10 protein-coding genes are annotated in these 13,663 nt (G+C 58.3%); 5 read left to right on the forward strand and 5 right to left on the reverse strand.

Annotated features, from left to right (window positions below; genetic code table 11):
* A partial coding sequence (gene rdgB / locus AB1772_05675; GenBank protein ID MEW5795831.1) for an RdgB/HAM1 family non-canonical purine NTP pyrophosphatase occupies positions 1 to 568 on the forward strand: 568 nt, incomplete at its 5' end.
* Positions 569 to 766: 198 nt separating this feature from the next.
* Here the strand turns inward: rdgB and AB1772_05680 are convergent.
* The 4 genes from AB1772_05680 to AB1772_05695 are packed head-to-tail and all read right to left on the reverse strand — an operon-like array spanning position 767 to position 6,410.
* A complete protein-coding gene (locus AB1772_05680) occupies positions 767 to 1,885 on the reverse strand; it encodes an isocitrate/isopropylmalate dehydrogenase family protein (protein ID MEW5795832.1) in 1,119 nt (372 codons plus the stop codon).
* A gap of 20 nt (positions 1,886 to 1,905) precedes the next feature.
* Positions 1,906 to 2,805 (reverse strand): PorV/PorQ family protein, encoded by a 900-nt coding sequence (locus tag AB1772_05685; protein ID MEW5795833.1) that lies wholly within the window; start codon positions 2,803 to 2,805, stop codon positions 1,906 to 1,908.
* Between the two features lie 9 nt (positions 2,806 to 2,814).
* Positions 2,815 to 3,795: a PorV/PorQ family protein gene (locus AB1772_05690; protein ID MEW5795834.1), complete on the reverse strand. Its 981-nt coding sequence runs from the start codon at positions 3,793 to 3,795 to the stop codon at positions 2,815 to 2,817.
* Positions 3,796 to 3,806: 11 nt separating this feature from the next.
* Positions 3,807 to 6,410, reverse strand: coding sequence for a hypothetical protein (locus AB1772_05695; protein MEW5795835.1), 2,604 nt, complete (start codon positions 6,408 to 6,410; stop codon positions 3,807 to 3,809).
* A gap of 324 nt (positions 6,411 to 6,734) precedes the next feature.
* On the opposite strand from AB1772_05695, the gene AB1772_05700 reads away from it, so the two are divergent.
* Positions 6,735 to 8,156 carry a PKD domain-containing protein gene (locus AB1772_05700; protein ID MEW5795836.1) on the forward strand — a complete coding sequence of 474 codons (1,422 nt, stop codon included), beginning with the start codon at positions 6,735 to 6,737 and terminating at the stop codon, positions 8,154 to 8,156.
* Between the two features lie 295 nt (positions 8,157 to 8,451).
* Here the strand turns inward: AB1772_05700 and AB1772_05705 are convergent, their stop codons facing one another.
* Positions 8,452 to 9,414, reverse strand: coding sequence for an electron transfer flavoprotein subunit alpha/FixB family protein (locus AB1772_05705; GenBank protein ID MEW5795837.1), 963 nt, complete (start codon positions 9,412 to 9,414; stop codon positions 8,452 to 8,454).
* A 234-nt stretch (positions 9,415 to 9,648) separates the two neighbouring features.
* On the opposite strand from AB1772_05705, the gene AB1772_05710 reads away from it, so the two are divergent.
* Genes AB1772_05710 through AB1772_05720 form a run of 3 tightly spaced genes read left to right on the forward strand, consistent with a single transcriptional unit; the run spans position 9,649 to position 13,529 of the window.
* Entirely contained in the window at positions 9,649 to 10,344 is a 696-nt protein-coding gene (locus AB1772_05710; GenBank protein ID MEW5795838.1) for an FHA domain-containing protein, read from the forward strand.
* On the forward strand, positions 10,344 to 11,072 hold the full coding sequence (locus tag AB1772_05715; protein MEW5795839.1) for a metallophosphoesterase family protein: 729 nt from the start codon (positions 10,344 to 10,346) through the stop codon (positions 11,070 to 11,072). Before AB1772_05710 ends, AB1772_05715 begins: the two co-directional genes overlap by 1 nt.
* Before the next feature lie 12 nt (positions 11,073 to 11,084).
* Positions 11,085 to 13,529: a serine/threonine-protein kinase gene (locus AB1772_05720; protein MEW5795840.1), complete on the forward strand. Its 2,445-nt coding sequence runs from the start codon at positions 11,085 to 11,087 to the stop codon at positions 13,527 to 13,529.
* Positions 13,530 to 13,663 lie beyond the last annotated feature (134 nt).

Below are 13,663 nucleotides of genomic sequence, written 5' to 3' on the forward strand. Positions count from 1 at the left end.
GATAAGGCATCTACTCGACGATCTCCCGGTCACTATCCTCACCGCCGACGACTTTCTCGAATTCCCCGATCCCGAAGAAACCGGCGCGACACTCGAAGCGAACTCGATGCTCAAAGCAAAGGCGATCTCGGAGTTTTGCGATCTGCCGGCGCTGGCCGACGATTCCGGGCTGGAGGTCGATGCCCTCGGCGGCGCGCCGGGAGTATTTTCATCGCGATACGCAGGCGATAACGTCACCTACCGCGACAACAACGAGAAGCTCCTGCGCGAATTGAAAGGCGTTCCGCAAGACAAGCGCTCCGCCCGGTTCCGGTGCGTCATTGCGATAGCCTGGGACAAGGACCATATCGAAACAGCCGAGGGCGTGGCTGAGGGGTATATCGCCGAGGACATTGTCGGCGACAAGGGGTTCGGATACGACCCGGTCTTCTTCTATCCGCCGAAGGGAAAACGCTTCTCCGAGATGACGCTTGAAGAGAAGAACCTGATCTCGCATCGCGGCCTCGCGTTACAGGAGGCGCGGAAGCTGATCATTAAACATCTGAGTCGGAAGATCGAGTCAAGGTAGGGCGGGTCCGCTTCGAACCCGCCATTACTCCGCACCGGTACACGCGCCCGTGGTGCGACATTCCGTGCGCGGCCCGCCGACGGCGGGTCCTCGTCTACCCGTGTATCGAAGATGGACCTGGAAGGGGCAGACCGGGAGATCTGCCGTCCACGGATGTACGTTTCATGGTCGAAACCACAGGGGTCCCGACCTACAATGCTATAGTCTCGCTGCCACCGCCTCGGCGACTTCGAGAGTCGTGTTCTTGCCGCCCATGTCATAAGTGCGGACCTTGCCCTCATTCACCACGGCTGCAATGGCATCCTCCAGCGCTTTTGCCTTCGCTCCCTCGTTCAGCCAGTCGAGCATCAGCTTGACAGACAGCAGCATCGCCATCGGATTGACCTTGTACTGTCCGGCGTACTTGGGCGCAGAGCCGTGGGTCGGTTCGAACACGGCCAGCTTGTCGCCGATATTGCCCGACGCCGCGAAGCCCAGCCCGCCGACCAACTGCGCACACAAATCCGACACGATATCGCCGAACATATTCGACGTAACAATGACGCTGTAATCAAGTGGATTCTTGATCAGCCACATGCACATGGCATCGATATTCGTCTCCCAGAACTGAATACCGGGATAGTTCTTCGCCACTTCGCGGGCGGTGCGCACCATCAGGCCCGACGTTTCTCGGATGACATTTGGCTTCTCCACGATCGTGACGCTCTTGTACCCATGTTTCTTCGCGTACTCGAAGGCATCGGTCACGATATTGCGGCAGGCCTGGCGCGTGTTGATGCGCAAGGAAATCGCCATGTCCTTGCCGTCGACATCGTCAAATCGCGCCATCTTCTTATGATGTTTCTTGATGGTTGCGCGCAGTTCGTCCGGCACGGGGTGGAACTCGATCCCGACATATAAGTCCTCGGTGTTTTCGCGGAAAACCACGAGATCGATTCCCTCTTTGAAGTTCAGCGGATTGCCCGGGTAGGCTTTGCAGGGGCGAAGATTGGTGCGAAGGTTGAATTCCTGACGCATGCGCACGATCGGCGAATTGTAGACCAGACCCTTGCCGCGAAACTGGGGCGCCAGCTCGCGTTCCGCCTCTTCTTTGGGCAGCGACGTAATCGCGCCGAACAAGGCGCAGTCGCTGTTCTTGAGCAATTCAATCGTGCGATCCGGCAGCGGGTTGGCCTCGCTTTTCCAGAACTCCCAGCCGATGTCGCCGTGGGTGTACTCCGCATCGAGCCTGACCTTGTCGAGAACGATTCGAGCCGCTTCCATCACATCGTTGCCGACTCCGTCGCCCGGTAGCCAGGCAATCTTATGCTTCGCCATTGAAGGAAAACTCCTGTCTATTAGAGGGTAAATGTCAGATTGATCATGTGCGAGGTGCCGAGCTCGCCGGAGTGCGGTACGAACGCGTAATCCACGGTGACGTTTCGCCGCCTGAAGGATGCCCCGGCGGTGAAATCCTTCGTGTCATAGTTGACCATGTATCCGGCGCGCACAGCGAACATCTCGTGCAGCTCGGCCCGAGCGCCGAGAACCAGGTGCGTCTCGTCATCGGCATAAACTACGTCCAGGGCCCCCAGGTACCGGTCGAACCGGTATGAGCCGCCGACACGGTAGGTTGTCGGCAGCGTGATATCATCGGTGCCATGCTGTCCCGAGGCGGTCAGCGCAAGGGCGGAACCGAGGTTGGTCACCGATGCGCCGACGTACAACTGATCGCTCGCCCGGTAGAGACCACCGAGATCAATATTGAACGCCGAGCCGCGGTAGATATCGATCTTCTCGATAAACCAGCCCAGCGCTGCACCGAGTGCGAGACGATCATCGATTTCGTAGCTCAGGCCGCCCTTGAATGAGATATCGTAGGCCGAGAAGATGGCGTCGGGTTCGCTCGACGGAATCAGGCGGCTCTCGATATCGTCCACCGCCGCATACCGGATGCCTCCGTGCACGGCAGTGCGTTTGGTCAAGTTGGCCATGAAGTAGCCGGTTTCGAGGCGGATGTTTTCCCAGTAGGTATTGTGCCCGAACGAGAACGTGAACTTCTCCGTTCCCACCGCAGCGGCCGGATTGTAGAAAGTGGCATTTGGTTCGCCGGGGACAGAGACGGCGGCTCCGCCCATACCGGCCTGGCGCGCGCCGCTTTCCACTTTCATCAGGGCCAGACCGTCCTGTGCAAAAGAACCGGATGAAAGCGCAGTCACCAAACACATATAGGCAGTTACGATTCGACAAACAGTCATTATTTCCTCTTAGAACAGCAGATCGAACGAGAAGATGTGCTCGGAGCCTTCATCTACTTTGTCTGTCGAGAAGGCGTAATCGACCGAGAGCGCTTTCTTGCCCAAATGAAACAGATAACCGGTGCCGGCGGTCAGCCGCTTGTCCGAGTATCCCCCCCGCAGCATGAACTCGGGGGTAACGAAGTACTCTGCCCCGGCGTGGAATTCGGCGTTCTGTTTTTCGTTCTTGCGAAAATCTGACGCCACCAGCAGGTGGCGGTCGAGCAGCCGACCCGAAACGCCGATGCCCACTTCGACAGGCACTTTGTCTTCCTGCTGCGTGCCGACATCGCTGGTAGTATATTTCAGATTATATTCATCGCTGACAAAACGGAACTGCTTGGAGATGTTCTTGGCGGTGATCCCCACCTGCAGATCACGAATAGGGAGAGCGTCGCGCTTCTCCCGATCAAAAAAGTGCTCGATGTAGAGCATTGCTCCAAAATCGAACCCGACCGAGTTGGCGTCGATATCAGGCATATCCACGAGAATATAGTTCAAGTTAGCTCCTGCCGCGAGATACGGCGTCAACAGCTTGGCAAACACGACGTCGACATGGTGCGCATTCATGGAAAGGTCGTGCCCGGTCAGGTAACCATCCGAATCGCGCGCTTCCACCGAGCCTGACCCCGCATACAGCCAGTGAACACCCAGAGTAGACTGACCGCGGACCGGAAACACTGCCGTAACATAACCGAGCTTGCGATCGAGTTTCATCGCCCGATACGATGACGCGAGCATGGGCCGCTTCCGCCGGGCCAGGCCGGCCGGGTTGAACAGGGGCGCGGCGCCGTCATCGGACACCGCCAGGTACGCGCCGCCCATCGCGGTGGGCCTTGCGCCCGCCGGCACCTGGAGCCACGGGGCGGCGTAGCCGCCGTCACCGTCGCCGGCCACAACTCCACTCGCGAGAGACAATGCCAGGACAAAACAACCGAGAGCTCGTAACATTTGCGGTTCCTTTACGGTATGACGGCCAGTTTTCCCCAGCGCGGCTCGCCGGAGTCTATTTCGACCTTGAAGTAGTAAATGCCGACCGCAACCAGGTCGCCTTTGTCGTTGCGGCCGTCCCAGGTGACCCCCTGCGCTCCCTGAGCAGGGTAGATCCCGGCCGCATAGGCGACATTATCGATCGGCGTGGCCACCAGGTTCATGGCAAAGTCATAGACTTCCAGGGTGACATTCCCGGCCGTTTCAACCGTGAAGTGAAAATCGACCACCTGCCCCTGCCCCGGCCGGAACGGCACCGGGAAGGCGTAGACTTCGCCCGCGGCGGCGGCAGAATCGACGCGCTGGAAGAGCTCTTGCTTGCCGAGGTCGCTTCGGTTGAGCCTGACTATTCCGTCATCGGTTCCAACCCAGAGAGTCGAATCAACCAGTCCGACGCTATAAACTGGCGTGCCCGGCGCCACAAGAACCTGACCGGAAGAAACATCGGTGAAATCCACGGTCCCCCACACGGTGTTGAGGCTATCCAAAGGTCCCTCGTTGAGCAAGAGGCCGCGATTTGATGCCGATAGAATCGTGTCGCCGACGAACTCGAAATTCCAGGCGAAGTCGGCATCGTAAACCGTCTCCCAACGCAGCACCCCGCCCGGGTAGTAATCGCCGACCGATATCCCCTGCCCGCCGAAACCGGCCGGTCTGGCTCCGGCCCAGATACGCGCCACCGAATCCGCCTCACGATATTGAACCGCCAGAGCGGGAATAAAATCACCGGCCAGCCCACCGAACGAATTGAGATATGAGTGATTGACCACGAAATCGGCGGAAAGCGTATCGGTGTTGGCGCGATAGATCTTGAAAGTCCGGCCCCGGTTGTGCGAGATGGCGATACCATCGGAGGTACCGAATATCACCGTGTCCTGGCGCACCTCCATGACCGTGACAGAATCCTGATCGAGATTGTCGATAACGGTGCTGTCGGGATCATCGTTCACATACTGCCGGGCGGAGAAGAAATTGGTCATCTCCTGGCCGCGCGGGCTGAACCAGATAGCGGTCGCGCCCACCGCAAACACAGTATCGCTAAAGAAGCTGACATCGTAAACGTCTATGCCACGCCGCAGGTAAGTCCACCCGCCGGAGGCGTTTCGTCGACCCACCATTGGACGGCCGCTTACTGTGCGGGGGCGGTTGACAGTCCACACTATGGTTGAGTCATAGGTCCCCGGCACAGTGGCATTCTCGAACCGCTGCACTTTCACACGGACAATCCGGGTCGACGTGGAGTCGGTGTCCGGAAAATCATCATGAGTCGCCGACAAAATGTTTCCATCGCCGTCCAGGGCCAAGGTGATCAGACCCGAGTCCGTGCCAACAAGGAGCGTATCTTCGAAGACGGTTAGGGCGTTGGCAGTGCGCAGGGCAGGCTCGGAGAAATACAGATCGAGCGCAACCCCTGACCAGAATTGCCCCGTATCGGCCGACACAAACAGTCCCGCCACCTGCACGGCGGCGTAAATCCGTCCGTTCATCTGGGCAAAGTCGGATACTACTCGCCCAACCCCGGTCGCCCAGGGACCGATCCTCTGAGCGAAGCTCTCGCCTCGGTCATCGGATACATACAGGCCTGTGGACCCGCCGGTGTTAGGATTCACCGTACCGACAAACAGACGATCCCCGACACTGAGTATCGAGGCCGCCCGCGGACCTGAGACCGGAAGTCCGTCCACGGCGAATCGCGACACGATCGGCCCGCCGGCAGCAGAACCGAGGCTTACACCGGTTTCCCCGGCGATATACAAGCGCGATCCACCACCCGTAGAGCACGTATCACATAAGGCGATATCATGAATCCAGTGTGAATACAGCTTGTTCCGCGGAGGCGCAAAAACATATTGGAATACTCCTGACGCTGTGCCGGCCCACAGAAATATCGAGTCACCATGCGAGGTATCCGCCACGCACGAGAAGTACCGGTTGCGCAGCGACGGCGGCTCGTTGGGAAGATAGTACTGGATGGAATCGACCCGGGACGCGAAAATCCGTCGCCAGTGAATTCCGCCGTCCTGCGAGGCCAGAAGGCCGCCTGCGAACGCGGCGGCAAACAGCCAGTCGGTCGTGTCATCGACGCGGTTGTTCAAAAAGCCGGGATCATAGTGGCCGGTGATGTCGAAAATGGTGCGGTCTCCGCCGATCACGTACGGGATATTGAGGCCGTTCGGCCCGAAATCGAGTGTCGTCCAGGTCAGACCGTCATCGTCGGAATAACTGAGGCCGTCGGACAGGGTCATTAGCTGCCCCTGAATGTAGTCGTTGTGATTGCTGGCTATCCAGACGCGCCGTCCGATGGAAAAGATGGCTGAGAGGTTGTCCGAGGGAAGTCCGCTGGCCGAGTTATTGACGGACCAATGGGCGCCGTTATCGAAACTGTAATTGACCCCTCTGCCGGTCGCCAGCCATACGCCAAGGGAGTCGGTGCCATGCGCGATAACGTCGACAGCCACTTTGGATGCCACGCCGGCGAGACGACCGGCCTCGACATCAAAGGTCTCGGCAACTTCAGCGAGAAGCGGCACGGCGGACACCACAAGTATCACGAATAAATTGTAGATCAGTTTCACCTGGAACCTCGGTATGTGTCGGCCGCAATGCCCACCACATCGATGACCGGGCGGCGCGGCCGTTACGTCGAGACCGGACACCGGAAACACCCAGAACCCAATCCCGCTTCAAACTTCAGGAACCGAACATAACGAAATGCCCCGAGCGAGGCAACTTCTACTTCCCGCATGACCTTATATCGTTTCGACCGTCGCAAAGTTCTACCCTCGCAACGGGCTGTACGGGGAACCACGGGGACAATCGCCGTTTATAATTTGACACCGGTGTCCGCGTCGGGTATATACCCTTCTGCGACAGCGTTTCAGATACCCGAAAAGGCCGAAATGCCCAGAATATACCTGCTTATCCTCCTGCTTGCCGCCGCCATCGTAGTGTTTTCACCTGGCTGCGATGAACTGGTCACGGAAACGATCGAGGTCACAATCGCCGGACATCCGACTGCAGAATTCACTCCCAACCCGGATTCCGGATGTGTTCCCCTGATGGTAAATTTCGATGATGCCTCCACCGGTCCGGTGCGAACCTGGATCTGGAATTTCGGCGATGGAACACTGGATACGCTGAGGGCGTCCAGCGGCGATATCGGCGACGTTTCCCATACGTACCAGACTAGCGGTGTCTTTAACGTGACTTTGTCGGTCTTCGATAGCGCCGACGGCAGCGACGCCGAGACCAAGAAGCGGGCTGTGATTGTGGGCCACAACGTGGATAGTGTCAAGCTGTCGGACACGGTCGGCTGCCCGGGCGAGGAATTCACCTTCCAAGCGTTCAATCCGTACGGGGTGTCCACCTGGTTGTGGAATTTTGGCGACAATGATTCAACATCCGACACTTCCGTCATCCAGACCCACACCTATGCCGAGCCCGGCACCTACGAATTCAAGCTGCGGGTCACGGGCGCCTGCGGGCAGAAAGTCATGGTCGACACCGTGCGTATCATGATATGCGCCGAGCCGTATTTCACGGTGGATCCCGATGAGACCTGTCTTGGTTCGCCGCTATATTTCGTGGACGCCACGCCGCCGGCGATTGATACCATGGGTGGTGTTGAGGATACGGCTGTGGTGGTCAAATGGCACTGGAATTTCGGCAACGGCATCACGCAAGAGTACACAGTCGCCACAGACACGGTTGAGTACACGTATCCAGCCGCGGGCACCTTCCCGGTCACGCTCACCCTGACCACGGATGAGGGCGGCGTGACATCTTTTGTCGATACGGTGACGGTAGTCGCGGCCACCGACGCAGTATTTACCGCGGCGCCGTCGCAGGCCTGCCAGCTCGCCGGGCGCCAGTTTGTGACCCGGTTTACCGACAATTCCACCGGGGCGACATCGTGGCTGTGGGATTTCGGCGATGGGTATACATCGACCGACCAGCACCCGGCGCATGCGTACCTCGACCCCGGGGTGTACACGGTCAGACTCGATGTAACCGGTCCGTGCGGAGTCGACAGCTCCCTGCGGGCAGACCTAATCGAGTACTCCGATCAGCTTGATCCCACGATCGATTTTGTGCTTGACGACACCGTGGTTACCGTGAACATACCTATTACCGCTACCGATACCTCTCCGGCCGCGGCGGTCGTACACCGCATCTGGAACTATGGCGATGGCAGCACGCCGTCGACCTCCGAAACAGGGTTCCATGCCTACGAGGCCGCAGGCACTTATTGGTTCAAGCTTACACGGTATAACGTCTGCGACACGCTTTCAGACAGCATCCAGGTGACTGTGGAGCCCTAATTAGATCGGAAAACGCAGGGTGGGTTGGCTACAAACCTGGCCCAGGAGATCAGATTTTACGATACCAAAGTGTACGGACACTGAGGTCACCCTGAGCTTGTCGCAGGGTGACCCTGTGAGTTTCTGCATCGCTCTTCTCTCAACCCCATCCGCAATCAAGTGGGCCACCTAACCGAAATCAATGGCGGGCTTCGGCCTCAGCGGTCAGACGAAGCAGACCTACCCTCCCAGCCTTGTACCATCGACGGTCCGCGGTAGACGTCGCCGTCCACCACGATCATCCTCGCCGCGGCGACTACCCCAGCTCCGCTCGAAACTTCTTCGTCAGCGCCGGAACAATCTCGAACAGGTCCCCCACGATGCCGTAGTTGGCCACGTTGAAAATCGGCGCGTCCTTGTCCTTATTGATGGCGACTATCTGCTGTGACGAGCGCATGCCCACCAGGTGCTGAATCGCGCCGGAAATGCCGACTGCCACATACAACTTCGGGTTGACCGTACGACCAGTCTGCCCCACCTGGGTCGGATACTCGGTCCAGCCGGCGTCGACCACCGCGCGCGACGCGCCGAAAGCAGCCCCGAGAGCGTCGGCGAGCTCTCTTACCATCGGGATATTCTCGGGGCCCCGAACTCCGCGACCGGCGGAAACAATCCGATCGGCCTCGGCCAGATTTCGTGTCCCGCTGGATTCGGATTTCACTTCCTTGACCGTAGTCCCGGAATCGAAACAGGCAGCGGCCACGTTCTCAGCCACGACGTTGCCCGCCCCGTTTGAGGACTCAGCAAAAATCTTGGGTCTAACAGTGACGAAAAACGGCTTGGCGCCCTCTTTGGCCGAGTGCGTCGCGATTACCGAGCCCCCATAGCAGGGGCGAGAGACAGTCACCCGACCACCTTCGACAGTTATTCCAGTGATATCAGAGATCATCGTGCCGCCGACCATGGCGGCCAGTCTGGCAAACAAGGCCTTGCCGTAGGAGTTGGCCGGCCCGAGCACTAAGTGGGGCGTATGGCGGCCGACAAGCTCGGTCAGCGCTTTCGCATAAACCTCATCGTTAAAGTGCTGCAGCGCCGGATTGGAAACCGCCAACACCTTGCCACCACCTTTGGCGGCCAAGTGGGCGGCCAGAGCCGGGGCATCGGCGGCTAGGATCGCGGTCGCGATGTCACCGCCCAGTTGTTGGGCGGCATTCAAAAGCTCGAACGAAACCGGCATCAGTTGGGAGTTCTTGTGGAGGGCTACTACAAGTATGTTCATCGACTCACCTCGAAATGGGCAACATTTTGGCCGCCAATATATTGGCCGTGCGGCCAGGCGGCAACCGGAAACTGTGGCGGGCCCGGCCACGGTTCAGAAAAAAAGCGCGGTTGCCGACAATCATAGTCAGATCAGAGCCTTACCACCGTTATACAAGATAAGGCTGGTCCTTAAATTGTCTGCCGGCTGAAGGCTTAAGAGCAGCATTCTGTAAATAACCGAAAGGGCTCGGGTATGGCCGAAATCATAGTAAAGTTCGACGACAAGGTGATTGAACGGGTGGTTACCGAAAAGAAGCGGATTTCGATCGGACGCACCAATGATAACGACATCGTCCTTGAAAACCGGGGCGTCTCCCGCAAACATGCCACGATCGAGTTCAACAACAACGCTGCCGTTATCATGGACAACGAATCGCTCAACGGCACATTCGTGAACAACCGCAAGATCAGCGAGGAAGTCCTCCGGGACGAGGACACGATCACGATCGGCAAATACACCCTGGTCTATCACACCGAATCCAAGGCGTCCGACGACAAGATGACCGCGATGGACGGAACCATGGTGCTCAACACCAAGAAACAGAAAGACCTGATCGAACAGGATCGAGTGGAACGGCAGATTGTGGCCAAGTTCGGCGGCTCCGTTCTGATCGGCGAGGAAAACGCCGATTTCGCCGAGTACAAACTCGACCGTGAGGTCACCACGATCGGCAAAGCCAAGTTCGTCCATGTGCGGGCGAAAGGCTTCACCCTAGCCGGAATCCAAGCCAAGATTGTCAAAGAGGCCGACGGCTTTTATCTGGCCAATCTCGGCAAGTCGGGTAAAGTGAGCGTCAACGGTGAGCCGACCGACCGGGCCGTGCTGAAAAACGGTGACCTGATCCAGGTGGGCAAATCCATATTCAAGTTTGTCGAGGGTAAGGACTGATGCGCCTGGCCCTGATATCGGATATCCATGGCAACCTGGAGGCGCTTGAGGCGGTGCTCCGTGATGTCGCGGGCCAGAAGGCCGATCAGGTTCACTGCCTTGGCGATGTTGTCGGCTACGGCTGCGACCCGGTCGCCTGTCTGCACCTGGTAGGAGACAGTTGCGATATCAAGCTGATGGGAAACCACGAGTATGCCGCAATCGGCGTGCTTCCCACCGGGGCCATGAATCCCACGGCCCGGCAGTCCATGATATGGACAATGGCCCAGTTGACCGACCGCGAAATCTCTCTGATTTCCGGGTTTGAGATGACCGCCGAAAGAGAAAACTGCCTGCTCGTGCACGCGTCGCCGTTCGATCCGGACGAGTGGCACTATATTTTGTCACCGCAGGACGCTGTCGAGGCGTTCGCACATTCCGAACACCGGCTGATATTCCACGGCCATACCCATCTGCCGGTGATCTACTGCCGGCCTCCGGTCGGAAAAGTGCGGACCATCACGGCGCATGATTTTGACCCCGATGAAAACTCGCGGTACTTGGTCAACATCGGTTCGGTCGGCCAGCCCCGTGACAATGACCCCCGCGCCTGCTATGTCATCTATGATTCCAGCGAGGACACGGTCTATTTCCGCCGTGTCGAATACGATATCCAGGCGGCTCAGGCCAAGATGTGCCGGGCCGACATGCCCCAGATGCTCATCGATCGTCTCCAAGTGGGTAGATAGAGTGATGTTGATATGAACAAATACTCGCCTTACATTCTGTACCTGGTGATCGCCCTTTTGATGGTAGTCCTGGCGGTCAGCGACTTCGGCCCGGTGCAAAGTCTCCAGCGGTCGCTGGACGATTTCCTGTGCCGAATAACGGCGCCCGGCGGGCCCCGTCCCAACGTGACGCTGGTCGATATCGACCAATCGTCGCTCGATACCTACGGCCACTGGCCCTGGGATCATGACCTGATCGCCGATCTGACCGCCGCGGTAGCCGCCGGAGAACCCAAAGCGATCCTGATCAATCTTGATCTGTACGAAGACGCCGCCCAGGAAGCGGCCGGGCGCACCGATGTCCTTGCCGGACAGCTCGCCTGGATAAAACAAGCGGTTCTGCCCTACGATATCGCCGAGGCCTCGTTCCGAAGCAACAAGACCAGCAGCCCGGATTTTCTTTTCAACAATTCGGTGGCAATAGACAACCCGTTGGGCGTGATGGACGAGCAATCCAGCCTGCCGGTGCGGAAGGTCTTCCTGCCGGCCCAGAAACTGCTGCAGCATCACCCGCTTCTGGGATTCGATTACTTCCGCCCGGATGATGACCGCCTGGTGAGACACCAGCCGCTCATCATGAACTACGACGGGTATTACTATCCGTCCAACAGCCTGCTCGCAGCAGCCACCTATCTTGGGGTGGCGCCGGGCGAGATCAAAGTGGTGGAGGACGAGCGGATCCAGCTCGGGCCGGGTCGTTCTATACCGATCAATGAGCGGGGCGAATTCTACGTACGCTTTTCCGAGAACGTCCCTTTCGCCCGATACACCGCCGCGCAGATTCTCTCTGATGACTTCAAGCGTGACGTTCTGAAAAACAAGGCGGTGGTGATCGGACAACTGAGCGGCAGTGAGACGGAATACTTCAATACTCCCGTGCAGGAACGTGTCGCCGATGTGCTTATAAATGCTGCGGTAATCGAAAACATCATCAATGGCAGCATCCTCGCGCCGCGGACCGATCTCGTCAACATCTTCCTGATGATTCTGGTGGGGCTGGGCGTGGTGTGCGCCCTGGTTCTGCCCCGCGTCACCCTGATGTACCGGATGATCATTCTCGTCGGCGCCCTGTTTGTCCTGGCCAATGTTTCGTACCTCATGTTTTCGTCGTACGGAATGATGCTTCCCATCGCGTTTGTGGCGATCGAACTGGTGCTGTTCATGATCGCGTCGCCGTTCCTCGATACGGCGCTGCTTTCCGCCGGGCGAAGCGAGGAAAAGAAACCGTCGGCCAGGGCAGAAACGACCAAAGTTTCCCGGAAGACTCAGCAGGAGACACCTGTTCGCGAGATCCGGGCGACCGCTCATGACCCCGAGAATGTCGCGACCACCGCTTTGACTACCGACAGCGGCCGAACGGCATCGGCAGCGGCGATTGATCATCAGACCGTCAGCCTCGAAGAATCCTCGGATCGCCCGGTGTCGCGCCGGATCGAGCGCTCCGATTCGCCCGCGCCTGAACAAACCGCGCAACTTTCCGACAGCGATGCGGCCGCGCTCAAACGCGCACGCGAAAAGGATACGGAATACGATCCGGACAGGCAGTCCGATTCCGGCGACAGTTCGGGCGCCATGCTGACCGCGACCGACCTCAAGAGTCTCGGCCGGTACCAGATTCACGGAATACTCGGCAAGGGGGCCATGGGCACGGTATATCGGGGAGTCGACCCGGCGATCAATCGACCCGTCGCGCTCAAGACAATTCGTTTAGACTTTGTCAGCGATCCCGAGGAGCTCGCCGAACTGAAAGAGAGGCTGCACCGCGAGGCCCAGGCGGCCGGGAAACTCTCACATCCCAATATCGTGACGATCTATGATGTCGGCTCCGAGGGCAGCCTGCAGTATATCGCCATGGAGTACCTCGAAGGTCAGACCCTCGAGACGATGATCAAGAAGAAGACCCGCTTCAATTACCGGATTATCGCCCAGATGATCACGCAGATCTGCTCGGCGCTCCAGTACGCCCACGATCAGGGAATCGTCCATCGCGACATCAAGCCAGCCAATATCATGGTCCTGGGCGACTACCGAGTGAAGGTCATGGATTTTGGAATCGCGCGTGTTGATTCGAACTCGATGACCAAAACCGGTATCGCCATGGGTACGCCCAATTACATTTCGCCTGAACAGCTCCGTGGCCGGGAAATTGACCGCCGCGCAGATCTATTTTCGCTCGGCGTGATGATGTACGAGATGCTCCTGGGCAAACGGCCGTTCAAGGGCGAAAACCTGACCTCGCTGATGTACGCCATCCTCAACCACGAGCCGGAGAAGCCATCGAGCGTCAAACCGCAGATCCCGCTGCTGTTCGACCATATTATCGCCAAGGCGCTGAAGAAAGAGCCGGCCGAGCGGTATCAGAAGGCGTCAGAGATAATTGTCGATCTTCATGATTTCGTAGAATCGTTCGTTCACTGAGGGGAGAATGCAAAGCCGCCGTGCTTTCGGGCGCGGCGGCTTTTTTTGGTTACTCGTCCGAAGAAGCAACCGTCAAAAGCGTAGGGCAGAACCCAAGTAAAATCGTAGGGCAGAACCCGAGCGGAGCGAGCGTT

It is taken from the genome of Candidatus Zixiibacteriota bacterium (assembly GCA_040752815.1).
Classification (GTDB): Bacteria; Zixibacteria; MSB-5A5; order GN15; family FEB-12; genus JAGGTI01.